The sequence below is a fragment of the Streptomyces sp. NPDC001220 genome, assembly GCF_053597895.1.
Genome location: NZ_JBSFJE010000008.1, coordinates 245,151 through 269,753, shown reverse-complemented (window position 1 = coordinate 269,753; position 24,603 = coordinate 245,151). Strand labels below are relative to the sequence as shown.

Annotated in this window: 19 protein-coding genes; 9 read left to right on the top strand and 10 right to left on the bottom strand. The window is 71.9% G+C overall.

Translation table 11 applies throughout. The features are described from left to right. Positions 1-129: 129 nt before the first annotated feature. From ACWDGI_RS21245 to ACWDGI_RS21230, 4 genes are all read left to right on the top strand, one after another. Entirely contained in the window at positions 130-1,077 is a 948-nt protein-coding gene (locus ACWDGI_RS21245) for an ABC transporter ATP-binding protein (protein ID WP_450761166.1), read from the top strand. Next, positions 1,074-1,913 (top strand): ABC transporter permease, encoded by an 840-nt coding sequence (locus tag ACWDGI_RS21240; protein ID WP_450761164.1) that lies wholly within the window; start codon positions 1,074-1,076, stop codon positions 1,911-1,913. Before ACWDGI_RS21245 ends, ACWDGI_RS21240 begins: the two co-directional genes overlap by 4 nt. Before the next feature lie 64 nt (positions 1,914-1,977). Then, positions 1,978-3,234 (top strand): sensor histidine kinase, encoded by a 1,257-nt coding sequence (locus tag ACWDGI_RS21235; protein WP_450761382.1) that lies wholly within the window; start codon positions 1,978-1,980, stop codon positions 3,232-3,234. Further along, positions 3,231-3,899: a response regulator gene (locus ACWDGI_RS21230; protein WP_450761162.1), complete on the top strand. Its 669-nt coding sequence runs from the start codon at positions 3,231-3,233 to the stop codon at positions 3,897-3,899. The genes ACWDGI_RS21235 and ACWDGI_RS21230 overlap by 4 nt, the downstream gene beginning before the upstream one ends. 223 nt (positions 3,900-4,122) lie before the next feature. Here the strand turns inward: ACWDGI_RS21230 and ACWDGI_RS21225 are convergent, their stop codons facing one another. The 5 genes from ACWDGI_RS21225 to ACWDGI_RS21205 form a co-directional block, all read right to left on the bottom strand. Continuing rightward, complete coding sequence (locus tag ACWDGI_RS21225) at positions 4,123-5,505, bottom strand: sensor histidine kinase (protein WP_450761160.1); 1,383 nt, start codon at positions 5,503-5,505, stop codon at positions 4,123-4,125. Continuing rightward, entirely contained in the window at positions 5,502-6,164 is a 663-nt protein-coding gene (locus tag ACWDGI_RS21220) for a response regulator transcription factor (RefSeq protein WP_450761158.1), read from the bottom strand. Before ACWDGI_RS21220 ends, ACWDGI_RS21225 begins: the two co-directional genes overlap by 4 nt. A 132-nt stretch (positions 6,165-6,296) precedes the next feature. Beyond that, positions 6,297-6,965 carry a DedA family protein gene (locus ACWDGI_RS21215; RefSeq protein ID WP_450761156.1) on the bottom strand — a complete coding sequence of 223 codons (669 nt, stop codon included), beginning with the start codon at positions 6,963-6,965 and terminating at the stop codon, positions 6,297-6,299. Positions 6,966-7,218: 253 nt separating this feature from the next. Then, the gene (locus tag ACWDGI_RS21210) at positions 7,219-8,790 is read right to left on the bottom strand and encodes a sensor histidine kinase (protein ID WP_450761154.1); all 1,572 of its coding nucleotides are present in this window, start codon (positions 8,788-8,790) and stop codon (positions 7,219-7,221) included. After that, on the bottom strand, positions 8,787-9,557 hold the full coding sequence (locus tag ACWDGI_RS21205; protein WP_450761152.1) for a response regulator transcription factor: 771 nt from the start codon (positions 9,555-9,557) through the stop codon (positions 8,787-8,789). Before ACWDGI_RS21205 ends, ACWDGI_RS21210 begins: the two co-directional genes overlap by 4 nt. Before the next feature lie 463 nt (positions 9,558-10,020). On the opposite strand from ACWDGI_RS21205, the gene ACWDGI_RS21200 reads away from it, so the two are divergent. From ACWDGI_RS21200 to ACWDGI_RS21185, 4 genes are read left to right on the top strand one after another with little or no spacing between them, the layout of a single operon-like run. Continuing rightward, positions 10,021-11,628, top strand: coding sequence for an IucA/IucC family protein (locus ACWDGI_RS21200; protein ID WP_450761150.1), 1,608 nt, complete (start codon positions 10,021-10,023; stop codon positions 11,626-11,628). A 37-nt stretch (positions 11,629-11,665) separates the two neighbouring features. Next, entirely contained in the window at positions 11,666-13,372 is a 1,707-nt protein-coding gene (locus ACWDGI_RS21195) for an IucA/IucC family protein (RefSeq protein WP_450761148.1), read from the top strand. Beyond that, positions 13,369-14,580 carry a type III PLP-dependent enzyme gene (locus ACWDGI_RS21190; RefSeq protein WP_450761146.1) on the top strand — a complete coding sequence of 404 codons (1,212 nt, stop codon included), beginning with the start codon at positions 13,369-13,371 and terminating at the stop codon, positions 14,578-14,580. The genes ACWDGI_RS21195 and ACWDGI_RS21190 overlap by 4 nt, the downstream gene beginning before the upstream one ends. Next, complete coding sequence (locus ACWDGI_RS21185; RefSeq protein WP_450761144.1) at positions 14,577-15,887, top strand: MFS transporter; 1,311 nt, start codon at positions 14,577-14,579, stop codon at positions 15,885-15,887. The genes ACWDGI_RS21190 and ACWDGI_RS21185 overlap by 4 nt, the downstream gene beginning before the upstream one ends. A 70-nt stretch (positions 15,888-15,957) precedes the next feature. Here ACWDGI_RS21185 and ACWDGI_RS21180 read toward each other — a convergent pair whose 3' ends face one another. After that, positions 15,958-16,890 carry an LLM class F420-dependent oxidoreductase gene (locus tag ACWDGI_RS21180; protein ID WP_450761142.1) on the bottom strand — a complete coding sequence of 311 codons (933 nt, stop codon included), beginning with the start codon at positions 16,888-16,890 and terminating at the stop codon, positions 15,958-15,960. Between the two features lie 308 nt (positions 16,891-17,198). Here ACWDGI_RS21180 and ACWDGI_RS21175 point away from each other — a divergent pair, with 308 nt between their 5' ends. After that, positions 17,199-17,837 (top strand): TetR/AcrR family transcriptional regulator, encoded by a 639-nt coding sequence (locus tag ACWDGI_RS21175; RefSeq protein WP_450761140.1) that lies wholly within the window; start codon positions 17,199-17,201, stop codon positions 17,835-17,837. Positions 17,838-17,956: 119 nt separating this feature from the next. Here ACWDGI_RS21175 and ACWDGI_RS21170 read toward each other — a convergent pair whose 3' ends face one another. The 4 genes from ACWDGI_RS21170 to ACWDGI_RS21155 all read right to left on the bottom strand — a co-directional run bounded on the left by ACWDGI_RS21170 (position 17,957) and on the right by ACWDGI_RS21155 (position 24,566). Next, positions 17,957-20,833, bottom strand: coding sequence for a glycosyl hydrolase family 95 catalytic domain-containing protein (locus ACWDGI_RS21170; RefSeq protein WP_450761138.1), 2,877 nt, complete (start codon positions 20,831-20,833; stop codon positions 17,957-17,959). Positions 20,834-20,907: 74 nt separating this feature from the next. Beyond that, entirely contained in the window at positions 20,908-21,069 is a 162-nt protein-coding gene (locus ACWDGI_RS21165; protein ID WP_450761136.1) for a hypothetical protein, read from the bottom strand. Positions 21,070-21,108: 39 nt separating this feature from the next. Continuing rightward, entirely contained in the window at positions 21,109-23,772 is a 2,664-nt protein-coding gene (locus ACWDGI_RS21160; protein WP_450761134.1) for a hypothetical protein, read from the bottom strand. Continuing rightward, positions 23,769-24,566 (bottom strand): carbohydrate ABC transporter permease, encoded by a 798-nt coding sequence (locus ACWDGI_RS21155; RefSeq protein WP_450761132.1) that lies wholly within the window; start codon positions 24,564-24,566, stop codon positions 23,769-23,771. Before ACWDGI_RS21155 ends, ACWDGI_RS21160 begins: the two co-directional genes overlap by 4 nt. Between the last annotated feature and the right edge of the window lie 37 nt (positions 24,567-24,603).

Genomic DNA, 24,603 nt, shown 5'->3' with positions numbered 1-24,603 from the left:
CGCGGTACGACCCGACGCGCGCGGATCAGTCCCCGGTACCACCGGATCGGCGTGTTCCGGACCCTAGCGTGGTGGGTGAGGCGTCAGGGGCAACGGACGGGCGCCGGTGTCCGACAGGAAGAGACGCGAATGATCGAGGCACAGCAGCTGACCAAGAGGTACGGCGAGAAGACGGCCGTCGACCGGCTGGACTTCACCGTCGAGCCGGGCACGGTGACCGGCTTCCTGGGGCCCAACGGTGCGGGAAAGTCCACGACCATGCGCATGATCGTCGGGCTCGACGCACCGACGAGCGGGACCGTGCGGGTGAACGGCCGGCACTACGCCCGGCACCACGCACCCCTCCAGGAGGTCGGCGCCCTCCTGGAAGCCAAGTCGATCCACCCGGGCCGCTCCGCCCACAACCACCTGCGGGCGCTCGCGCTGACGCACGGGATTCCCGCCCGCCGGGTCGACGAGGTCATCGACCTCGCGGGACTGGGCAGCGTGGCGAAGAACCGGGCCGGTGCCTTCTCGCTCGGCATGGGCCAGCGGCTCGGCATCGCAGCGGCCCTGCTGGGCGATCCGCAGACGGTCATGCTGGACGAGCCGGTCAACGGGCTGGACCCGGAGGGCGTGCTCTGGATCCGCAACCTGCTGAAGGCACTCGCCGAGGAGGGCCGGACGGTGTTCGTGTCGTCCCACCTGATGAGCGAGATGGCCCTGGTGGCGGACCATCTCATCATCGTGGGCCGCGGCCGGCTGCTGGCCGACACCACCGTGCGGGACCTCGTCCGCGACGCGGGCGGCGACACGGTGAAGGTGGCCACACAGGACCCGGCACGGCTGCGGGAGGTGCTGGCCGGTCCCGGCGTCGACATCACGGGCCGGGCCGGCTCCGAAGAGCTCCAGGTGACCGGGCTGAGCGCCCGCGAGGTCGGCCTCAAGGCCGCCGAGCACGGAATCGCGCTGTTCGAACTGTCCGCGCGCACGGTGTCATTGGAAGAGGCGTTCATGAACCTGACCAGGGATGCCGTGGAGTACCAGGGTTCCACGGCCGGCATCGAGACCCCCGCGGCCGACGGGAGGGCGGCATGAGCACCCTCGCCGCGCCCGTCGAGACGCCCCCGGCCGCTCCCGCCCGCCCCGCCTACCGGGTGACCGGACGGCGCGTGCTGGCCTCGGAGTGGGCCAAACTGTGGTCGCTGCGCTCGACGTGGATCACCCTCGGCCTCGGCCTGCTGTTCCTCGTCGCCTTCGGTCTGATCGCCGCGAGCCGCTACAAGTCCGGGTACGACTCCGGCCACCTGGACCGGGACTTCGCCCAGTCCACGGCCGTGCGCCTGTCCCTGTTCGGCACCAACTTCGCCCAGCTCGCCCTCGGCGTGCTCGGCGTGCTGGTCACGGCGGGGGAGTACTCCACCGGCATGATCCGCTCCACCATGGCGGCCGTACCGCGCCGGCTGCCCGTGCTGTGGTCCAAGGCGGCCGTGTTCGGGCTGGTCGCGCTGATCATCGGTACCCTCGGCGCGTTCGTCGCCTTCGGGTTCGGCAGCTCCATCGTCTCCGGCACGCCCGCCGCGATGAGCCTGACGCACGCGGGCGTCGTACGCAGCCTGCTGGGCGCCGGACTCTACCTCGGCCTGGTCGGGGTGATCGGCACCGCCCTGGGCGCACTGCTGCGGTCGGTGGCCGGCGGCATCTCGGTGCTGGTCGCCACGCTGATGCTGATCCCGGGGCTGATCTCCCTGCTGCCCAGCTCCTGGCAGGACGACATCAGCCCCTACCTGCCGAGCAACGCGGGCGAGTCGATGTTCGCGCTGACCCACGACAGCACCACCCTGTCTCCCACCGCGGGACTGCTGGTCTTCCTCGGCTGGACGGCGCTCGCCCTGGCGGGAGCGGCGTACCGGCTGGTGCGCAGCGACGTCTGACGGCCCGCACCATGGGCAGGTGACCACGTTGACGACAGCCACGTCCACCGGCGACATCGGCGGTATGGGACCGCTGGCCGCCCGGCTCGCCCGGGCCGGCCAGCGGCTGCGCCACGCCGACCGCGACCATCCCTGGGTGCTGGACACCACGGTGGTGGTCGTGGTCTTCCTCATGTTCTGCCTGCCGGACCTGCTGCACGGGGGTGCCGGGGACGGCGACGGACCCCACCGGTTCCGTGTCGCGTTCACCCAGCTGCCGCCGGCGGCCATCCTGCTGGTCCAGGCGGGCCTGGTCCTGCCGCTGCTGTGGCGGCGGCGCCGGCCCATGACGGCCTTCGCCGCCGTCGCCGCCGTGTTCGTCCTCCAGTGGTCGCTGGGTGCCGCCCTGCGCGCGGACGTCGCCCTGTTCGTCGCCCTGTACAGCCTGGCCCTGCACGGGCGGCTGCGGCAGCTGCCGTGGGCCTGCGCGATCATGGTGGCGGGGATGGTGCTGGTCGCGGTGCGCGTGTCGGCGGCGGTCTCGGTGTGGGACGCGCTGTTCTTCCTGCTCAGCACGGCGACCGGGGCCCTCGCGCTCGGCCTCATGATCAGGATGCGCCGGGCCCAGCTCGCGGGACTGCGGGAGCGCGCGGCGCGTCTGGAGCGGGAACGCGACCAGCGCAGCAGACTCGCGGCGGCCACCGAGCGCGCCCGGGTGGCCCGCGAGATGCACGACATCGTCGGCCACAACCTGGCCGTCATCATCACCCTCGCCGATGCCGGCGCGTACGCCACGGACACGGCTCCCGAACGCGGCAAGGAGGCCCTGCACCTCATCGGCGAAACCGGCCGGACGGCCCTGGGCGAGCTGAGACGCGTGCTCGGTGTGCTGCGGGAGGCACCGGACGGCCCCGCCGAGGCGCCCGAACTCAGTCCGCAGCCCGGCCTCACGGACATCGAGGCGCTGTGCGACGGGGTGCGCGGCGCCGGCCTGGACGTCGTCTACCGGACCGTCGGCGACATGGACGCCCTGGACGGCGGGATGCAGCTGACCGTGTACCGCATAGTCCAGGAAGCCCTCACGAACACCCTGAAACACGCCGGAGCCGGTACCCGGGTGAAACTGTCGGTCGTGGCCGAGGACACCCGGCTGGTGGTCCGCGTCCGGGACAACGGCCCGGCCGTCGACGCCCGGCCCCGGAACGAGGAAGGACACGGCCTGGTGGGCATGCGAGAGAGAGCGGCGCTCTACGGAGGGACGGTCAGCGCCGGACCCGCGAGTGGCGGCGGATGGACGGTGGAGGCCACCCTCGACCTGGCACCCCGGGCAGGCGGCCGATGACCACGGTCCTGATCGTGGACGACCAGCCGCTGCAGCGCTACGGCTTCCGGGTCCTGCTCGACTCCATCCCCGAGACGGACGTCGTCGGGGAGGCCGCGCACGGCGCCGAGGCCGTCCGCAAGACCGCCGAACTGAGCCCCGACGTCGTCCTGATGGACGTACGGATGCCCGGTATGGACGGCATCGAGGCGACCCGCCGGATCACCGCCGCCGGTGGCCGCTCGCGCGTCCTCGTGCTGACCACGTTCGGCCTCGACGAGTACGTCCATGCCGCGCTGCGGGCCGGGGCCAGCGGCTTTCTCCTCAAGGACGCACGCCCCGAGGAACTTCTCGCCGGCATCCGCGCCGTCGCCGTCGGCGACGCGGTCATCGCACCCGCGCTCACCCGTCGCCTCCTGGACGAGTACGCCGAGCACGTGCCCGCCCGCCGCGCCGACGCCGGTGAGGATCCGCGACTGAGTGCCCTCACCGAGCGCGAGCGGGAGATCCTGATCGCGATCGGCAAGGGCTGGACCAACGGCGAGATCGCCGCCCGCTTCGTCGTGTCCGAGTCGACCGTGAAGACCCACGTCGGCCGTGTCCTGGCCAAGATAGGTGCCCGCGACCGCATCCAGGCCGTGATTTTCGCGTATGACCTGGGACTGGCCCGCCCCGGCGCCGGCTGAGCGGGCGCCGGCGGTCAGGACGCGTGCGGTGCCGGTCGTGTGCGTCGTCCGGTCCGGCGCCGGCGGACCGTGGCCTTCCGCCGCACCGACACCACCGGCCGTGAACCCGTGTCCCGTCTGGCGGTCCTGTTCGCGTCCGCTCGCGGTACCGCGGCGGGCGACATGGTGTCCGTCGACCGGAGGACCGGCGGCCCGACCCGCGGCGGTGTGGCCGAGGAACCGGTCAGGCGGTCGGCAGGCTGACCGTGAACCTGGCCCCGGGGGCGTGGGCGGAGTCGTAGGACACGTCGCCGCCGATGGCGCGGGCCAGGCGTCGCGCCAGCGGCAGGCCGAGCCCCGCGCCGTCGTGGCCGTCGCCGTCGTCGGCGCGCCGGCCGGGCTGGAACAGGTCGCCCACGAACGCGTCCGGTACGCCGGGGCCGTCGTCGACCACATCGATCCGGACGGCACCGGGCACGCGCCGGGCGGCGACGGTCACGCCGGAGCGCGCGTAGCGGGCGGCGTTGGCGAGCAGGGGGCTGACGATGCGTTCGAGGAGGGCGGGGGCCACCCCTGCCGCCAGATCCGGACCCCCCGGCGCGACGGTGGCCGTGACGGCGTCCGGCGTGTCCAGGCGCTGGACCACGCGGTCCAGAACGGCGAGGACGTCGGTGGTTTCGGGAGCCGCTGACGGGTTCGGCGCGTTCTCGCGGGCTTCGGTCAGGAGCGTGTCGCAGATGGAGCGCATGGACTGGGCGGCCTCGGCGATCACCTCATGGGTGGCACGGGTCTCCGCCTCGGAGCGCGGACGGGCCCGCCACCAGTCGAGTTCGACGATGATCCGGGTGAGCGGTGTGCGCAGTTCGTGGGACAGCTCACCGGTGAGCTGCCGTTCGTGGCGCAGCACGGTGCGGATACGGTCCAGGAGCGCGTCCAGCGACGTACCCAGACGGGCCAGTTCCGCCGGGTGCGCATCGGCCCCGAAGCGGTCGTCCGAGGCCACGGCGCTCCACTGGGTGGCCTGGTCGGTCATCGTCCGCACCGGGCGCAGTGCCCGGCCGACGGCCAGTCGCGTGAGCACGTAGGTGCACGCGAGCATCACGGCGTCCAGGATCAGTGACCCCAGCAACAGGGTGTCGGCCGAACTGCGATAGGGGCCGAGGCCCAGCGCGGTGACGACCGTCGCGGTGGCGTGGCGGCCGGCCAGCGGCCGGGAGCACAGGCGGACGGGCTGGTCACCGTAGGGATGCGCGGTCGTGCACACCGGCCCGCGGTGTGCGGCCAACCGGCCGGCGGTCCGGGCCAGTGGGCTGCCGGCCGTCGTCGACGGGGGCCTTTCGAGCAGTCGGGTGCCCGAGTAGATCCACACGTTGGCGTCGAGGAGACCGTCGTTCGCGGTCTCCAGGACGCGTACCCGGTGGCCGCTGGTGTCGACGGTCGTGGCCACGGCGGCGGCCCGGTTGCGCAGTTCGTCGTCCGCCTGGTGCTGGAGATGACGGCTCATCACGACGTTGAACATCACGGTCAGGACGGTCATCAACAGGGCGGCGGTGGTCAGTGCGACCAGGGACAGACGCCCGCGCAGGGTGCGCGGCGCCAGTCGGCGCAGGACACGGCAGGGGCTCATGACAGGTGGTGCCCGATCCCGCGTGCCGTGCCGATCGTCAGCGTGCTGCCGGCCTCGCGGAGCTTGCGCCGCAGCCGGGTCAGGTACTGGTCCAGGGTGTTGTCGCTCACGTGCGCGCCCTGGGGCCAGGCCGCTCTGGTCAGCTCCCGACGGGACACGGTGGCGCCGGCCGCGGCGACGAGCCCGGCGAGCAGCCGGAACTCCGTCGGGGTCAGGGCGACGCGGACGCCGTGCACGGTGGCGCTGTGCCCGACCGCGTCCAGGGCGAGGTCCCCTGTCGTGACCGTCGAAGCCGGTGCGGCTCGCCTGAGGGCGGCTCCGAGCCGTGCGGTGAGCTCGGCGAGGTGGAAGGGCTTGGGCAGGTAGTCGTCGCCGCCGGCCGAGAACCCGGACAGCCGGTCGGCGAGCTGGTGGCGGGCGGTCAGGAAGATCACGGGAGCGAGGAAACCGTTGGCGCGCATCGCCTGGCACACGTCGCGGCCGTCCGCGTCGGGGAGTCCGATGTCCAGGACGGCCGCCGCGACGTCGGGGGTGGCCAGCCGCAGGGCGGTCGAGCCGTCGATGGCCAGGACGGGGTCGTAGCCCTCCTCGGACAGGCCGCGCCGCAGCACATCGCGCAGCGCGTGGTCGTCCTCGACGATCAGAATCTTGTGGTGCATGATCTTCCAGCGGTTCCTCGGCCACACGGCGTTTCCCGCCGGTGACGGACGATCGGTTCACGGCGCGACGAGCGGTGGACCCGCCCTCCTGGCACGCCGGCGGCTACCCCGCGGACCCCTCGCGGGCCGAGCTCATCCGCGCTCCTCGCGTGCCCTTGCGGTCCGGCGGGAGCGGAGGACCTCGGCCAGCAGGGGCAGCAGCGACACGACCACGATCAGCGCGACCATCGGCAGCAGGTAGCGGTCGACGTTCGGGATCGAGGACCCCAGTGCGTAGCCGGCGAGCGTGAGGCCGAGGCTCCACACCAGGCCGCCGATGACCTGCCACACCGTGAACGTCCGGACCGGCACGCCCAGCGCGCCCGCCATCGGATTGAGGACCGTCCGTACCACCGGCACGAAGCGGGCCAGGACGACCGCCTTCGCGTGTCCGTACCGCTCCAGCAGCTCCTCGGCCCGCTGCGCTCCCTCGTGCAGGCGCTTCGAGCGGCTGCGCGCGAGCAGTGCCCCGCCCGCCCTCCGGCCGAGCAGATACCCGCACTGGGCTCCGGCCAGCGCTCCGAGGGCCGCCGCGATCAGCAACGGTCCCAGCGAGAGGTGGATGCCCTGGTCGGCGGTGCCCGTGCACAGCAACCCCGCCGTGAACAGCAGCGAGTCCCCGGGGAGGAAGAAGCCGACCAGCAGTCCCGTCTCGGCGAACATCACCACGCCCACGCCCAGCACGCCGAAGGCGGCCAGCAGCGATCGGGCGTCCAGTACGTTGACGGCCAGCTGCGAGGCGAGGTGCAGCGATGTGGTCATGGGGCCTGGGCCTTCCTGGAGGTGACTACAGGCATGTAGACGATTTTCGAACTCTAGACGATGAAGGGGCCCGGAACGTTCCCGGTGGCCCGACGGCTGTGACCGGCCGGGCGCATTGCCCCCGACGGGGTGAATCTTCCTCCGCGGACGGGTGAGGGGGTGGAACTGCACGTTGCAGTCGTTCGCGGTTGCAAGCCCGGAGTATACCTTCTACAACTAGTAGGAGGTTGTTTCCCGGGTCCGGGGCGCGTGTTCATTCACTCCGACCGCTGCCCGCCTCCCGCCCGGCATCGGGGAACGCGCGACGCCCGGCCGCGTCCACCGCTCCGGCCCGGCCGGCCAGGGCCGCTGACACCGCGCCGTGCGTGCCGTGGTGCCGCGGGCGTCCCGCGGAGTCGGCGCCCGCGTGGGTGCCCAGGCGTTCCTGATGCGTGGGCTGCTCGACGCGCCGGAGGCGGACCACGGCGTCGAGCCCGCCGCCGCCGGCCGGCTCCAGGGCGACTTCACCACCGCCGGCGCGGGTGAGCTGGCGCACCATCGGCAGACCGAGGCCGGTGCCGTCGTGGTCGGCGTCGGGCGCTCTCCAGAACCGGTCGAAGGCCCTGTGCCGTTCGGTCTCGGTCATACCGGGCCCCTGGTCGATCACATGCAGCTCGGCCACGGGCGAGGTACGGCCGCCTTCCCCGGGGACGGTGACGACGGCCAGCGTGATCGCGGTTCCCGGTGGGGACGCGCGCAGCGCGTTGGAGAGCAGGTTGTCGATGATCTGCTCCAGGGCTCCGGGCACCGCCCACACCCGGACGTCCGTGGCTCCGGAGACGACGATGCCGACGTGCTGTTCGTCGGCGAAGGCCGTCCAGACCGCCGCGCGCTCGGCCACCACGGCGGCGAGATCGACCGCCTCCGGCCGGGTCGCGGAGCTCTCCAGCCTGGCGAGTGCCAGCAGCCCCTGCACCATACGGCTGAGCCGCTCCATCTCCGCCAGCGCCGTGTCCAGGCTGTCCTGGGCGCAGGGGGCGAGGTGCGGTTCGAAGTTCTCCAGACGCAGCCGCAGTGCGGTGAGCGGGGTGCGCAGCTGGTGGGACACCTCGGAGGCGAACGCCTGCTGAGCCCGGAGCACGTGCTGCAGTCGCGCCGCTGTGGTCGTGAACGACGCGGCCAGCCGGCGTAGCTCCGGCGGACCGTGGTCGGTGGCGGGTGGATCGGTGAGCCGGCCCTCCGCGAGTTGAGCGGTGGCGTGTTCCAGCGCCCTGACCGGGCGAGTGATCGAGCGCGCGAGGACGAAGCCGATCAGGGTGACGGCGGCCAGCACACCCAGCCCGACGACGGCCAGCGCCAGCCAGGTGGCGTGCACCTTCGCCTGGAGCGGGCCCAGCCGGTACACGGTCCGCACCACGCAGGGGACGGCGGCGCCGGAGCCGCCCGGCACGGTGACGAAGAGGACGTCGCCCTGTGCGGAAGGGTCGTTCCGGGTTCCGACGACGGGGTTGTCGCGTAGTGCGCCGGAGATGTCCGGCTCCGCGGACAGGTCGCTGCCGACCAGGGCCTGCGCGGTGTCGGTGAGCACGACGCCCTTCCGGTCGGCGACGAGCACGCGGCTGCCGGTTCGCCGCCCGTAGGCGCGGGCCAGGCCGGGTAGATCGGCCGCCAGGCCGTGCTCCATCCGCTCTTCGCAGACGGCGGCCAGCGTCATGGCCCCCTGCTGCGCCGTGCGGGAGAAGCGGGACAGCTCGCTGCGGGCGTAGAAGACACCGAACGGCACTTCCAGCGCGAGCAGGACGAGCAGTATCAGGCTCAGATGGCTGAGCAGGATGCGACGCGTCACCGGGGCCCTCCACCACGCACCGCCGCTGTCGCGGACGCGGCGGACGCGGCGTCGGCCGGAGGCGGCGGCACCAGACGGAATCCGATCCCGCGGATGTTCTCGATCCAGGCCGAGCCACCGAGTTTGCGGCGCAGCGCGGCGATATGGACGTCCAGGGTCTTGGTGGGGCCGAAGTAGTTCGGCTCCCACGCGGTGTCGAGGATCTGCCGGCGGGAGCAGACCGCCCCGGGGTCGTCCGCGAGGCAGGTGAGCAGGTCGAACTCCTTGGGGGCCAGGGCGACCGGCGACTCGTTCAGATGCACCTGCCGGGTACGGCGGTCGATGGTCAGCGGGCCGATCCGCTGGACGTGGGGCAGCCCGGGCCGGGCCGGATCCGCCGAGGGCCTCCGTGCGTCGTGGCCCCTCTCCAGTCCCGCGAGGCCGGTCCGGCGGGTGACGGCACGGATCCGGGCGACGAGCTCCCGTACGCCGAACGGTTTGGAGACATAGTCGTCCGCGCCCATCTCCAGGCCGAGTACCCGGTCCACTTCGTCGTCCCTGGCAGTGATCATGATGATCGGCACCGCCGAGCGGGCCCGGAGCGCACGGCAGACGTCGATGCCGTCCATGTCGGGCAGCCCCAGGTCCAGCAGCACCATCGCGGCCTCGGGTGCGGCGAGGCCGTCGGCGCCGTTTCTGGCGTGTTCCACCGTGAACCCGAAACGGCGCAGCCCCTCCATCAGCGGTCCGGCCACCCGGTCGTCGTCCTCGATCAGCAATACACGCATGCCGGAAGGCTCACAGACTTCCGCCGCGGCGCGTGGCGCAAACGCCGGAACCTCCCCCGAGCCGGTGATCTCTGTCCACACGGGCGACCGGGTCCACCACGGACGGCGCAGCCCCTGAAAGACGTCGCGCGGGCGACAGCCAGGACGTCGACAGTCCGATCAAGCAAAGACCCAGGGCCTTCGAACACCGACAGCCGCCGGCTCACGTCCCGCTGCGGGCAATCCTGCCCCGAAGCAGCCGAGTTGACGGCCGCGGACGCACGCGGGCGAGCGGTCCGCCATCGAAAACTGATCCAGCGTCAGTCCGCGCCCGTCCACCCGTCCCGTCACGGCGTCGGCCGGAGTGGAGCACATCACAGCAGCTCCTCGAACGTTTCCGGGGTCCCCGCTGTATTTGCTCTGGCAATGTGCTTGATCGTCGTCCCGTAGCGTCGGTTGCACGTCCGGTGCCCTCGAGCACCGCGTGACCAGCACCCCCGAGCACCCGGGACACCTCATGCCCCTTGATGAACTGCGCCGTATCCGGCCGGACCTGGTGGATTCGTTCACGGCCGCGCTCCCTGGAGCCCGGGCCACCGTGCTCGGCCGGCTGTGGGGCGCGTTCTCACGAGAACCCGTGCCCGGTGTGACCGGGCATCGCCAGCAGTCCGACCGTCTCGTGATCGACCTGCGACGGGGCGGCTCACTGGCCGCGGCCCGGTCCTGTGCGCGGCCCTTCGCCGAGGTACCCGCGGACTTCACCGTGTCCGGCCCCGGAGGGACGATCAGAGAGCCGGCGGAACTCCTGGCCCAGCTCGGCCTGCGTACCACCGCGGCGGAACGACTGGCGGCCGAACTCGACAACAGTGTGGTCAACCTGGCCCTGGCCAGGGCCGCGAACGCAAACCCGACGGCCCCACCGAAAGACTCGGCGGACGCCGAGCAGGCGGTTACCGAGGGCCACCCACAGCATCCCTGCTGCCGGACACGGACCGGCATGTCGATCGCCGACGTGCTCGCCTACGCCCCCGAGCACCACCCGGTCGTCCGACTGGCGCTGCTCCGGGTCCCGGCCGAGCACTGGCAGGGGGCCGGCACCTGGCCCCGGCAGCTGCGGGACGGCGACACGATCCTGGTCCCGCTGCATCCCTGGCAGCGCGACCACGTGCTCACCCGCCATCCCGGCCTGGCCGTCGCCGAGGAGACGATCCCGGCCCGGCCGCTGCTGTCGTTGCGCACGCTGGCACCGCTGGACGTGCTGCCGGGTTGCCACATCAAGACCGCGCTCGACGTGCAGGTCACCAACTACCGGCGCACCATTTCCCCGGCCGAGGCCGCCGACGGACCGGCGCTGTCCGATCTGGTCTGCGCCCTCCTGGACAAGTCCGGACACGGCGGCAGCCTGCGCGTCCTGCGCGAACTGGGCGGCGGCGCGGTACGGGTGGCCGGGCAGCCCACGGCGAGCCTGGCCGCGATGATCCGGGAGTCGACCGAGTGCTGCCTGGACCCCGGCGAGATCGCGGTGCCGCTCACCGCCGTCCACGCGACAGGAGCCACGCTGATCCCGGGCGATCCGGTGCGCTGGCTCGCGGACTTCGCCGGACTCGTCCTGCCGCCCGCACTGACCTTGCTGTCCATGGGCGTGGCGTTGGAGGCCCACGGCCAGAACACCCTGGTCGTGCTCCGGGACGGACGGCCGGTACGGGTGCTCTACCGCGACCTCGACGGCGTACGGGTGAGCCCACGGCGCCTGGCCCGGTGCGGCTTCACGCTGCCGCCGCTGCTCGGCACCCGCGCGGGTGACGACACGGACGCGCTGCACACCAAACTGTTCGGCGGCCTCGTCAGCGGCGTCTTCAGCGAGCTGGTCGACGTTTTCACCCGGACGCGGGGGGCCGATCCCCGAGCGCTGTGGGGTGCGGTGGCCGACGTGGGCCGCCAGGTGTACGCCGACCTGCCGGACCACGAGGACGCCGCGGCCTTCTTCGGCGACACGATGCCGCTGAAGGCGACCGTCGCCATGCGCCTCTCCGGAAACCCGGGCAGGGCTCAGTGGACCCACCTGCCCAACCCGCTGGCCCTGTGCCGCTGACATCCCCCACCGACCGTCGTCCCCCTGGAGCGACCGTATGACCACCGGTACCGCCCCCCACACCGGGTTCGCCACCACCACCGTCACCGCCTCGGCCGGAGAACCGATCCGGACGGCCGACGCAGTCACCGCCCACACACTGCTCAACTGCCTGATGCGCGAGGTCTCCGCCCCCGAACACCAGGTCACCGTCGCCGACGGCCACCTGCTGCTCCGTCTGCCGCGCCGGGACCTCCTGCTGCGTTCCCGTCTGCGACGGACCTCCCTGATCGGCGCCCACCGCTTCCAGGGTCCGGTGCAGCGGCTCGCCGACGGCACCTGGGTGACGGTGGGCTGGCGGGAACTGGCCTGCTTCATCGAGGACGAACTGGAACTGCGCACCGGGGTCGCCAACGAGGAGTTCCTGAGCCAGGTGGCGGACAGCCGGGAGACGATCCGGACCGCGCTGGAGCAGCGGGCCGCCGGCGTGCCGCAGGCCGACCCGTACGTGGCGTCGGAGCAGTCCCTGGTGTTCGGCCACCGCTTCCACCCCGCTCCGAAGGCCCGCACCGGCGACCCGGCGGACTGGCTGGCGTACGGCCCGGAGACCGGTACGCGTTTCCGCCTGCGCTACCTGGCGGTGCGCCGCCATCTCATCTGTGAGGAGGGCGAGTTGGGGGAGATGGACGCACTGCATCCGGCGGCCGACCCGGAATTCGCGGTACTGCCGGTGCACCCCTGGCAGTACCGGCTGCTCCAGGGCAACGCCCGATTGCGCGAGGCGGTGGCCGCCGGTGATGTCGTCGACAGGGGGCTGAGCGGGCCGGAGTTGGTGCCGACGGCGTCGGTGCGCACCCTCTACCACCCGGACAGCGACGTCTTTCTGAAGTTCAGTCTGAACGTCCGCCTCACCAACTGCGTCCGCAGGCACGCACGGTACGAACTGGCCGGCGCCGTCGCCCTCAACCGGCTGCTCCAGCCCGTCTTCGCCGAGCTGTCCGAGCGCCACCCGGGCTGCGCGCTCCTGGCCGAGCCCGGCTACCGCACCCTCGACGGCGATCTCGACCTCCTCGAAGGTCTCGGCGTCATCGTCCGCTCCGGTCTGCGCCACCACCTTCTCCCCGGGGTGACACCCCTGCTCGCCGCCGCCGTGGCGGACGAGTACCCCACCGGTCCGGCCCACGTCTCCCACCTGCTCGCGCGCGGCGACGGAGACATCCTGGCCTGGTGGGACACCTATCTACGGCTGCTGTTGCCACCGGTGCTGGCCGCCTACTTCGAGCACGGCGTCGTACTGGAACCCCACCTGCAGAACGTCGTCGTCGGTGTGCGTGCGGACGGCACACCGGCGCAGATGCTCTTCCGGGACCTGGAGGGCACCAAGCTGCTGCCCGGGCACCACCGGCACGCCCTCGCCGAACTGCCGGACGAGGTCCGGGAACCCCTCGCCTACGATGCCGAACGCGGCTGGAACCGGGTCGCCTACTGCCTCCTGGTCAACCACACCGCCGAAGTGCTGGGCGCCCTGGCCGACCTCGATCCGACACTGGAACCCGCCCTCTGGGGCCTGGTCCGCGACCACCTCGGCGCCTACGCCCGCACCGCCGGCGAACCGCCACGCCTGCGTGCCCTGCTGTCCGGAGTGCCGCTGCCCGCAAAGGCCAACCTCCTCCTGCGCTGGGCCCGCAAGGCCGACCGGCACGCCACCTACGTCCCGCTGCCCAGCCCGCTCGGCGCGGACTTCCCCCGCGAGGCGATCCGGTGAGGCCCGCCCTCCTCGACCTCGTCGGCACCATGACCGACGACGACCTGCCCGCCTACGTCTACGACCTGCCGCACCTGCGCGAGCACGTACAGGCCGTCCGGGCCGCCCTTCCGGAACGCGTCGAGCTGCTGTACGCGGCCAAGGCCAACTCCGACCCCCGGATCCTGCGGACGCTGGCCGGAAACGTCGACGGGTTCGAGGTGGCCTCCGGCGGTGAGCTGAGCCACGTCCGCGCACTCGTCCCCGACGCACCGATCGCCTTCGGAGGCCCCGGCAAGACGGAGACGGAGCTGACCTGTGCGCTGAACTCCGGAGTGCAGCGCCTGCACATCGAGAGCGAACACGAACTGCGGCTGGTCACCACCGTGCTGGGCGACGGACTCGCCGAGGTCCTGCTCCGCGTCAACCTGCCCGTCGGCCTCGGCCGGGTCGCCCTCGCCATGGGCGGCCTCCCCGGCCCCTTCGGCATGGACCCCGCGCAGCTGGACCGCTGCCTGGAGGTGATCGCGTCCGACCCGCGCGTCCGGCTGCACGGGCTCCACTTCCACCTCGCCAGCGGACTTGGGGCCCGGGCCCAGCTGGCTCTTGTCGGCAAGGTCCTGACCTGGGCCGAAGGTTGGGCTCAGGAACGCGGAGTCGACCTGGCCGAGGTCAACGTCGGCGGCGGAATGGGCGTCGACTACGCGGCTCCGCACCACGTCTTCGACTGGCCCGCGTTCGGTGCGGGCCTCCGCTCCCTGCTGGCCCGCCACCCTCGCCTCACACTGCGCATCGAGCCCGGCCGCTCGATCACCGCGTACTGCGGCTGGTACGTCACCCGCGTCCTGGACGTCAAGTTCAGCCGTGGGCAGGCGTTCGCCGTCCTGTGCGGGGGCACCCACCATCTGCGTACCCCGGCCGCGAAACAGCACGACCAGCCCTTCGAGGTGATCCCCGAGGACGAATGGCTGCCGTCCTGGAACCGGCCGGAGGCCCGTGACGAGCCGGTGACACTGGTCGGACAGCTGTGCACGCCCAAGGACGTCCTGGCGCGCGGAGTCATGGTGGACCGACTGCGCGTCGGCGACCGCGTGGCCTTCGCCATGGCCGGCGCCTACGCCTGGAACATCTCCCACCACGCCTTCCTGATGCACCCCCACCCGACCTTCCACCACGTCGACGATGTGAAGGCACCCGCCCCGGCCGGCCATGCCCGTCAGATGCCATGAACGCGGTGCTCGCCCCACTCGCCGTCCGGAACTTCCGCCGCTACCTGCTCGGGCAGCTGACCTCCAACATCGGCACCTGGATGCAGCGCGCCGCCCAGGACCTGCTCGTCCTCCACCTGTCCGGCGACAGCGGCAGCGCGGTCGGCATCGTCACCGCACTGCAGTTCCTGCCCCAGACCCTGTTCGGACTGACCGGAGGCGTCCTCGCCGACCGGTTCCCCAAGCGGCGGCTGCTGCTCCTGACGCAGGCCGCCATGGGAGCACAGTCGCTCCTGCTAGGACTGCTGACCGTCACCGGAGCGGTCAACCTGCTGTCCGTGTACGCGCTGGCCTTCGCTCTCGGGACCGCCACCGCCGTGGACAGCCCCGCCCGCAACGCGTACATCTGCGAACTCGTCGACCGCCCGCGCGTGGCCACCGCGGTCAGCCTGAACTCCGCCCAGTTCAACGCGGCCCGCATCCTCGGCCCCGCCCTCGCGGGCCTGACCGTGGCCGCTTTCGGCACGGGCCTCGTGTTCCTCGTGAACGCCGTCTCCTACCTCGCCGTCCTCTACGGCCTGATCACCATCCGCACGGACGGCCCGGGCGGCAACAGCACGGCCCCACCCGCCCATACCCGGCTGGCCGACGCCTTCCGGGACATCGCCGCCACCCCGGAACTGCTGCTGCCGATGTGCGTCGTCGCCTTCGTCGGCACCTTCGGCCTGAACTTCCAGGTCACCATCTCGCTCGTGGCCGTCACGGTCTTCCACTCCGGCGCCGCCGCCTTCGGCTGTCTCTCCGCCGCCTACGCCCTGGGCAGCCTGATCGGCGGGATCCACGGGGCGAGCCGCGGCAAGCCGCCCACGCTGCGACGACTGATCACCACCACGGTCGTCTTCGGTGCGCTGGAAGCCGTGCTGGGCCTGATGCCGGGCTACGGCACGTTCATGGCCCTGCTGGTCCCCACCGGCTTCGCCGCGGTGACCGTGACCACCACGGCCAACACGCTGACCCAGCTTCATGCCGACCCACGCCTGCGGGGCCGCGTCCTTGCCGTCTACTACGTCGTCCTGCTCGGCGGCACTCCCGTCGGCGCCCCGCTGGTCGGCCTGGTGTCGGACGCCCTCGGTGCCCGGTCCAGCCTCGTCCTCGCCGGCGTGGTGTCGGCGTCCTCCGCGCTCGCTCTGTCCGCCCTGGTCTCGGCGCGAACCCGACGGCGTACCCGGGTCACCACACCCGTCGGCCAGGTCCGACGGAACCCTACGGCCTGCGCCGTCCCGCCGCGGAGTTCGCCGTCGGCGCCGGCGGACCCGGCGGAAACATGATCGAGAGCCCCCGGATGCGGGCGTCGGGCGGGATCTGCACCTGCGGCCCGTACACGGTGAGTGACTCCGGTCAGAAACCTGCCGCACGGGCCGTCGAGTACACCTCGGCGGCCACGTCCTTCAGTTCCCGCGCGTCCCGCACGGCCCACGAGAGGTCGACCAGGAACTCGTCGAGACCGATCCCGGCGTACGCCATCAGATCGGTGACGATCTGCTCGACGTCGCCCTGGAAGGGCCGGCGGTCCGCCCCCTCGTACCGTTCGGCGGTGTAGTCCGGGTTCACCCGCACCACCGTCCGCAGCGGCCGGGTGCGGCCCCGCTCGGCGGCGAGATCCTGCAACTGGCGCCATTGGGCGGCCACCTGCTCGGGACCGTCGGCGTACGGCAGCCAGCCGTCGGCGTGGTCGACGAGCCGGCGCATCGCCCGCGGGGTGTTGGCCGGCACCAGGATCGGGATCGGCCGGGCCGGCTTCGGCCCGACGACGGCCGAGGCGATCCTCGTGATCCGGCCGTCCCCGTAGACCACCGGGTCCGGGCCCCACACCGCCCGGCACACCTCGAACACCTCGTCCATCACCTTGCCGCGCTCCTCGAACGGGCGCACCCCGGCGGCCGCGTACTCGTCGAGGGACCAGCCGCTGCCGAGGCCCGCGACCACCCGGCCGCCGCTCGCCGCGTCCAGCGTCGCCAGGGACTTGGCCAGCTGGAAGGGGATGTGCAGCGGCGCCACCAGTACGGCGGTGCCCAGTTCGACCCGCTCGGTGGCCGCCGCCGCGAGCGCCAGGGTGACCAGCGGTTCGGCCACCCCCCGGTAGGCGTCGGGCCAGGGCAGGCCCGGAACGCCGTACAGGGGCTGGGTCTGGGGCTCCGGGAACAGGGCCCGTTCGTACACCCAGAGACTGTCGTATCCGATGTCCTCGGCGGCGCGAGCCACCTCGGGCACGTCCTTGCCGAGGTCGTACTGCCGATTCTGCGGGAGACCGATTCCGAGCCGGGTCGTCATGCGGTGTGCTCCTCCGTGGTCGGTTGCGCGATCAAGTCGACGTCATGTCGGGGTCTTGGGGTGGGACCCGGCCCTATCAGAAGTCGAGGATGTACCTCAAACGATGTAACTCAAACGCTCGATTGACGTTATGGCCGGCAGGTCAGGCTGTCAAGCCGTTGTTTGAATTCTTCGGCCGTATGGCCGGGGGGGGGCACCGGCGTGTTGTGGCTGGTCGGGTAGGGTCTGCGGCGGTGATCCGGTGCGGCGACCCGGACGCCCGCGGGAACTGTTGACGATATAGTCAAGCGTCTGCTTGAATGCATGGCATGACAAGGGCGGAAAAGGCGGATCTGCGCCGGGAGGCCGGGCAGCGCACGCGGGACGGCCTGCAGACGGCCGCCTTGGAGCTGCTTTCGCAGCGAGGCCAGGAGGGCGTGACCCTCCGCGAGATCACCGAGCGCGCCGGAGCCAACGTCGCCGCGGTGAGCTACCACTTCGGGTCGCTGAAGGCACTGTGCGAATCGGCGATAGAGCACGCGCTGGAGCGGTATCTCGACGCGCAGCTCCGGGAACTCGGTGCGCTCGCCTCGACGGCGACACTCCAGGAGGTGGCGGCGGCGTTCGCCCGGCCCATGATGCGGGCGCTCGCGGCCGGCGGCCAGGACCTGGCCGTGATGCGGACCGTGGCGCGCGTCGGCATCGATCCGCCCCAGGCCTGGGAGCGGCTGAACGGCAAGTTCGACCAGAGCCGCCGGGAGGCCCTCCGGGTCCTGACGGCGAACCTTCCCGGAGTCGGCGAGGAGGAGCTGATCTTCCGCACGCGCTGCGCGGCCGGCCTGCTGAACTGGCTCGCACTGGCTCCCATCGGTGCCGAACTGGCCGCCATGCCCGCCGAACAGATCGAGCGGCAACTGGTCCCCGTGGTGGCCGGAGCGTTCCGCGGGGACGCCCCGGCCGGCGGCTGACCGGGCCGCAGCCCACCGGGACCCCGACAACTGCGCCGCCGGCCGGCCGGTGTTGCTCGGGAAGGTCGGCTTCGGGTACCGGGCTCACCCCGAGGCCGCCGACCGGCCGGTTTCCGGTGTCAGCCGATGCTCAGGTCGTCGAGGTAACCGCGATAGCCCCCCGTCGCGCCCGGACGGTCGTAACCGACGAGGATCTTGCTGATCGCCTGACCCGCCCTGACCGCGCCGAGGTTCACGGTGACGTGGTTCCACCTGTCGAGCGCGAGATGCCCGCACTGGTCGCCCGGATGGACGCCGTTGCCGGACTGGTCGGTGGCGCCCGAGTCCCGTAGATCACTGCCGTCGGTGAAGACCAGGTCGACGGCGACGCAGGTGCTGTCGTCGGATCCGGCGGACACCCACGGGGTGGTGGCACCGGACTGCGGGAAGATCCAGTAACTGAGGGTCGTGTCGCCGCGGACGGTGAGCGGCGCGCCGTTGAAGCCGTAGACCTGCAGGTAGGCGTGGTCGTAGGAACCGCCGTTGGCATGGCCCGAGTACATCAGTGAGGCGTCGCCGGTATGGGCCTGTTCGCCGGCGCGTACGGCTGCCTGGGGACCCGTGAGGCCGCAGCACAGGCCGGTGATCCCGTAGTTTCCGTCGCCCTTGGTGTCGACGTTGTCGACGGTGTCGGTCCAGGTTGGCTGGGCCTGTCCGGTCTCGAAGCCCGTGGTGAGCGAACCGGTCGTCGCGGCCTTGGCCGGCTGGGACAGCTCGTGCCGGATGGTGGCCCGGCTGGTTCCGGCCGGGGCCAGGTCGATGGTCTCGCCGACGCCGGTGTGCAGCTTGATCGTGGTGCCCGTGAGAGTTCCCTTGTGGACACCGTCCGCGTAGTACTCCATGGGCTTGCCGGGCCACGGGTTGGTGAAGGTGAGACCGCCGCCCGACCGGCTGGTCATCCGGAGGTATTCGACGGCGTTGTCGCGGATGCTGCTGGAGACCAGGACGTTGCCGTAGGCGAGCAGGCCGCCGAACTTGGCGTTCGAGTCGGCGGGCCAGTCCGGGAAGACCTTGATGTCGTGCTGGAAGGACTGCAGGAGCATCTCGTCGAGCCCCGAGGTGGTGACGTTGAGGTTCTCGATGCCGCCGCCGTAGTGGTGCACCGCCATGTTCGGGTACGAGTAGGCGGTGGCCTCGGCGTGCAACTCCTCCATCAGCGTGCTGGGGTTGTAGCCGACCATCGCGGCGGCCGCGTACAGGGTGGCCGGGGAGTTGTCGCTGTGCCAGTTGTTCAGCTGCGTGACGGTGTCGCGCGCGGTCCGAAGCAGGTCGGCGGAGCTGTTCAAGCCCACCTGGAGGCCTGGGTAGACGGCCTGCACGGCCACGTCGTTGCCGTCGCTGACCCAGCCGGACCCTTCGGAGGTCTGCCGGAAGACGGTCTGGCCGTTGCGCTCCATCGTGGGCAGCGGCGCGAGGTGGCTGTCGATGTGCTGCCAGGTGCGGACGAGCGAGTCGTTGGTGTGCAGGTCCTTGCTCATCTCGATCAGACCCTGGAACAGCAGGTGCACCAGCCCGAGGGAGAGGATGCTGTTGGTCTGCGGGTAGACGCCGCCCTCCTGCGGAGCGTCGTTCTCGATGACGTACGTGCCCGTGGCCGCGTCCCAGGTCAGGTAGTCCTGCCAGAACAGGGCGACCTGTCGGAGGTAGGGGAGGACCTTGCGCGCGTAGGAGGCGCTGCGGGTGTACTCGTACTTCATGACCATGTCGCCGGCGAAGTTCACGGCGTCGGACTTCTGGTTGTACAGGTCGTCGGCGGCGCTGGTGCCGTTGGGCGAGATGCCGACGGGGTAGAGCACGCCCTGGTAACCGGCTGCCGCCGCCTTCGCCTTGCCTCTCGGCATCCAGTCCAGGATCGGGTCGTCGTAGTTGCCCATCTGGGGCACGTGGTTGGTGGACAGAGTCGGGTAGAACGCCGCTTCGTAGTTGTAGTTGGCGTGGTAGTCGCCGTACCAGTTCATGGCCCCGGTGGTCCAGTTGCCCCACAGGCCCGGGGCATACTTCCCGGCACGCGAGACCGAGCCGAGCAGGTAGAGCGAGCCGTACCAGCTCTTCTCCACGGCCTGGTCGGGGATCTGCACGAACGACCGGGACCAGTACGCACGCCACCAGGACTCGTGGGCCGTGTACAGCTTCGCCAGCGAGCCGTCGGTCAGTGCGGCCGCCGCGGAGTGGGCGACGGACCGGTAGCGGGGCGTGTCGTGGCTGCTCTGTATCGCCGCCGCGAGGGTGTACGTCACGCCGGGCTCGAGGGTGAGGCTGATCCGGTTGCCCGACGGTCTCGCGGCCGTGCCGCGCACGTTCGTCGCGATACGAGCGTGGGGGTTGCCCGGTGCGTCGGTGGTGCCGGCCTGCACGTCGGCGTCAAGTACACCGTTGTCGCCCAAGGTCGCCGGAGTCTTTCCGAGGCCGTCCTGCACGGTGACGGTCGCGTCCTGCGCGCGTGAGCCGGACAGCCGGAGCGTGGTGACGAAGAGGTTCCGGGTGGCCGCGACCCAGCTCCTGGACGAGAGCGTCTGGCCGCCGAGCGTGTAGGTGCCCTCGACCTGGGCCTGGGCGATGTTCTGTACGACGTGGTGGTCGGCGCCGGCCAGCCCCGGGACGGCGAGCACGATCCGGCCCAGCGGCTCGATGCCGTTGGTCGCGGTGGAGAAGAAGTCGTTCTTGCCGAGGTAGAAGGTCTGGTCGTCGATGGAGCCGCCGACCGCGACGCCGACGTCGCCGTTGCCCATCAGGGGGGCGTCGACGGTCTCGCCGTTGGCCAGGGTGGTGGGTGGGGAGTCCCACTCGCCCTGGAACCGCGCCACGGTGCGCAGCGCCTGGGCCGAGGTGGGATCGCCGATGGTCCGTACGGTCGCCGCGGCGGACGTGCCGCCTTGGACGCTTGTCAGGCCGACGGCCACCAGGGCCGCGGCCAGCAGGGTGCTGACGCGTCGCCGGTGACGAAGGGAGGATGCCACTGCGGTGTGACCTTTCTGCTCGTCTTTCAGCCGGGATCCCGCTCGTCCTGAACGGGCGTCTCAGAGTGGGCGTTTCAGAGCGGCGCGGTACGGCCGTGTTGGTCGCCGCGGGCCGCGGCCGGACAGGCCGCGCCGAGCAGCGGGGCCTGGTCCGGCCGGTGCGCCGGGGTGATGACGATGCGCCGGTCACGGGCCGGGCCGGCCTCGGTGAGCCCCGCACAAGGCGGTTCGGCCACGAGGTCCCAGGCTCCCGCGACGGCACCCTTTCGGGTCCGTCAAGCGAGTGGACCGAGATGCGTGAGCGTTCCGACGGCCTCGACGGACAAGGTGGCGGGCAGCAGGGCCGGAGTCCGCCCGCCGGTCGCGAACGTCGGGTTGATGTCGAACAGGGCCGAGAGCACCGCCTCCGCTCCGGCCGCGCCCGCGATGTTGTCGCGGGTGGCGGTGCCGCGCTCGGCCACCCGGGCCCGGTACCGCCCGTCCGGACCGGTGACGATCTCCATGGCCTGGCCCCACAGCCCGCCCGAGGCGGCGCAGGACAGGCCGCGCAGGAGGGCGATCGCCCGGTCACGGTGACCGAGGCGGGCCAGGCCGTGCGCGGTGACGCCGGGCCAGGCGGCGAAGGCGCCGGCCGCGCCGTGGTCGGGGCGGTCGGAGGCGGCGGCGATCGGATCGTCGGCGCTGAGCGCTCGCATCCAGCCGGCCGCCAGCAGACGGCCGGTGACGAAGTCGGCCATCTCCTGCCGTATCCCTTCCGGGAGTTCGCGGTGGAGGGCCGCCGCGACCAGGCCGAAGTCCAGGCAGTGCCCGATCGTGTCGGTCCCGTCCGGGCGGAGTATCCGCCAGCGGCCCGATCCGGCGTACAGGTCCATGAGCGCGTCGGCCAGTCGACCGGCCTCGGCCTCCGTACGGTCGGCGTCCTCGTCGCGGCCGAGCCGCCGGTACAGTCCGGCCAACGAGCGCGTCGAGGCGACGTAGGCGCCGTTGAAGGAGGCGACGACACCGGTGTAGGTGGGCACACACTCCAGCAACTGCCACGGATCGTCACCGAAGTCGGCGAGCACGCCCCCGGTGGCCGGGTTCCGCCGCTCGCGCCACCCCAGCCCGAGCCGCTCCAGGTGGGCGAGGACCGTCGCCCCGCCGGTCGTCTCGTCGAGGAAGGCGAGGTCGCCGGTGACGCGGACATAGTGCTCGACGAGCCGGAACAGGGCGTAGTCGGTGGAGCTGTAGGCATTGCCCAGGGGGCCGCCGCCGAGATTCTCCACACCGAAGGAGTCCCGGTAGGGGCCGGCCAGGACCCGCAGCAGCCAGGAGCGCAGTCCGGCCGGCTCCAGAAGGGCGTACAGGCGGCTCCACTCGCAGTGGTCCCAGAAGTAGGTGGTGGTCGGCCCGAGCCGGGGGCCGCCGGTGAGGAACACCGGCTCGCCGGGCCGGATACGGGTGTTGCGCAGGTACAGCGCCTGCAGGGCACCCATGTAGTAGGTGCGTGCGAGTCCGGCGTCCTCGGTGGTGAAGGTCGGCAGATGCCCGGAGAAGTCGGCGTTGCCCGGGGTGAACATGCTCGCCCACAACCGCCGCCAGCCGTCCTCCCCGGCGCGCACCGTCGCCTCGAAGTCCTCGGCGGCGGTGCGCGCCTGGACCGAGAGCGCGTCGGCGTCGGTGCCGTACGCGCAGGCGATCCCGATCTCCACGCTCCGGCCGGGCTCGATCCGGCAGGTCCACCCCGCCCGCCCGCCGGCCCCCTCGGCCCGCAGTTCGCCGGGCGGCCCGGCGAAGGCGTAGACGGCGTGTGCCGGCGAGCGGGAGTCCGCGCAGGCGACCGTCCCGTCCTCGATGCGGGACACCCAGCGGCGCGACTGGGTCCAGTGCCGGGTGCGGGCGATCTCGGAGCCTGCGAGACGCAGCACGACGAGGTCGGCTTCGACGTCCACGCGGACGTCGTGCCAGTCCCCGACGGTGAGTTCGGCGTCGGTGGACTCCCGTTCCCCGGTGATGCCGAGCCACAGCCGGCCGTCCTCGACACCGATCTGCAGCGAGTCGGGGTGGTTGCCGTGGGTGAGAACCGTCCCGGACTGTCCCGCCGTGTCGAGCCGTAGCGCGAAGTCGATTCCCAGGCCGGGGGAGAGCGCGAAGGGATCCAGGGCCGTCTCGCCGTCGGGCGTCAGCGGGACCGGCTCGTCGGCGGCCCGCAGGATCACCGCGCCGTCGCCCCCCGCCACCCGGAGCCCGCGCACTGCCCCGGCGACGCCGACCCGCGGCTCCGGCTCCTTGTCGTGGCTGACGTGCGCCGGCAGCGCGTCGTCCAGGAGCATCGGGCCGTGCTCCTCGTCGCGCTGGATCCCCGGCACGCGGGGCCTGCCGAGGCGCAGGCGTCGCGGTGCGGGGGAGAGCAGGTAGTGCGGCTCGCCTCCACCCGTGGTGGCCCGGATGCGTTCCAGCGCCATGAAGTCGTGGTGCATGCCGTGGTTCCACGGGCCGTCGTACAGCCAGCCGTACCCGACCTCGGAGTGGGCGGCCATCGCGAAGAGGTCCTGGGAAAGCTCCACCGTTCGCGTTCTGTCGCTCTCGTTGGTGACCGTGATCCGCCACAGCAGCAGGTCCCGGGACAGCGCCATCCGGGTGTCGGTGGTGAGCAACAGCCCACCGGGGCGGCGGTGTTCGCGGAGCACGCCCCACGGCTTCCACAGGAACCGCTGGGCGGCCGGGACCAGACCGTCCACGCGCAGCTCACCGGTGTGGTACCCGAAGGTGAACGGTGCGGCGGCCAGCCAGGACAGGGAGGTCAGGTCGTGGTTGACGTGCGCCTGGCCCTGCTGGTTGCGCAGGGACGGCAGGTGCGCGATCTCGTCCACGCCGACCCAGTGCCCGGCGACGTCGTCCAGCTCCGGGACGCCGGTCCTGCCGATGCCGGCGCCCTGGGCGACGGTGTTCGTGGTCACTTGGTGGCTCCCGAGGTCAGTCCGGCGATGAACTGCTTCTGCAGCGCGAGGTAGCCGGCGACGGGAATGACCGCTGCCAGCAGCATCACGCCGAACAACTGGGCGTAGTCGGTGGAGAACTGACCGACCGACAGATACAGCCCGGTGGTGATCGTCTGGCCGTGCAGCGGGCCGAGGATGAACTGCGGGTTCATGAAGTCGTTCCAGATCCACAGGGAAAGGAAGATCGTGACGGTCGCGGTGGCCGGGCGCAGCAGCGGCATGACGATCGTCCACCAGACCCGCAGGCTCCCCGCGCCGTCCACGGTCGCGGCCTCGACGATCTCGCCGGGGACCGACCGCAGGAACCCGGAGTAGACGAACACCGCGAACGACAGGTAGCCGCCGCCGACGTTGGCCAGGACGAGCCCCGGATAGGTGTGGTCCAGGTGCAGGAAGGTCAGGATGCGGATGGTGGGCAGCAGGATCACCGCGGGCGGGATCATCAGGCCGGCCGCGAAGCCCGCCAGGACGATTGCGCGCAGCCGGGCCGAGCGGCGGGACAGCCAGAAGCTCAGGGCCGCGCCGAGCGGGATGATCAGCAGGACCGAGACGACCACGGTGACCGCGGAGTTGGTCAGCCCGATCTGGACGATCCGGTCGGGCCGGGCGAGGGCGTCGGTGAGGTTGTGCGTGGTCGGTGGAGCGGGGGGAGCCGCCGGATCGCGGACGATCTGGTCCTGTGTCTTGAAGGCGTTCACGAGCGTGAGGTAGACGGGGCTGACGAAGGCCAGCGTGAGCAGACCGGCTGCCACGAGGTGGCCCCGCGTGGCCCAGGGACGGCGGCTCGGG

Excerpts from the sequence above, each read along its gene's own strand:
- ACWDGI_RS21175 (WP_450761140.1), top strand. The coding sequence starts at position 17,199 with ATGACAAGGGCGGAAAAGGCGGATCTGCGCCGGGAGGCCGGGCAGCGC.
- ACWDGI_RS21205 (WP_450761152.1), bottom strand. The coding sequence starts at position 9,557 with ATGCGTGTATTGCTGATCGAGGACGACGACCGGGTGGCCGGACCGCTG.
- ACWDGI_RS21230 (WP_450761162.1), top strand. The coding sequence starts at position 3,231 with ATGACCACGGTCCTGATCGTGGACGACCAGCCGCTGCAGCGCTACGGC.
- ACWDGI_RS21185 (WP_450761144.1), top strand. The coding sequence starts at position 14,577 with ATGAACGCGGTGCTCGCCCCACTCGCCGTCCGGAACTTCCGCCGCTAC.
- ACWDGI_RS21220 (WP_450761158.1), bottom strand. The coding sequence starts at position 6,164 with ATGCACCACAAGATTCTGATCGTCGAGGACGACCACGCGCTGCGCGAT.
- ACWDGI_RS21195 (WP_450761148.1), top strand. The coding sequence starts at position 11,666 with ATGACCACCGGTACCGCCCCCCACACCGGGTTCGCCACCACCACCGTC.
- ACWDGI_RS21235 (WP_450761382.1), top strand. The coding sequence starts at position 1,978 with ATGGGACCGCTGGCCGCCCGGCTCGCCCGGGCCGGCCAGCGGCTGCGC.
- ACWDGI_RS21215 (WP_450761156.1), bottom strand. The coding sequence starts at position 6,965 with ATGACCACATCGCTGCACCTCGCCTCGCAGCTGGCCGTCAACGTACTG.
- ACWDGI_RS21180 (WP_450761142.1), bottom strand. The coding sequence starts at position 16,890 with ATGACGACCCGGCTCGGAATCGGTCTCCCGCAGAATCGGCAGTACGAC.
- ACWDGI_RS21225 (WP_450761160.1), bottom strand. The coding sequence starts at position 5,505 with ATGAGCCCCTGCCGTGTCCTGCGCCGACTGGCGCCGCGCACCCTGCGC.
- ACWDGI_RS21240 (WP_450761164.1), top strand. The coding sequence starts at position 1,074 with ATGAGCACCCTCGCCGCGCCCGTCGAGACGCCCCCGGCCGCTCCCGCC.
- ACWDGI_RS21245 (WP_450761166.1), top strand. The coding sequence starts at position 130 with ATGATCGAGGCACAGCAGCTGACCAAGAGGTACGGCGAGAAGACGGCC.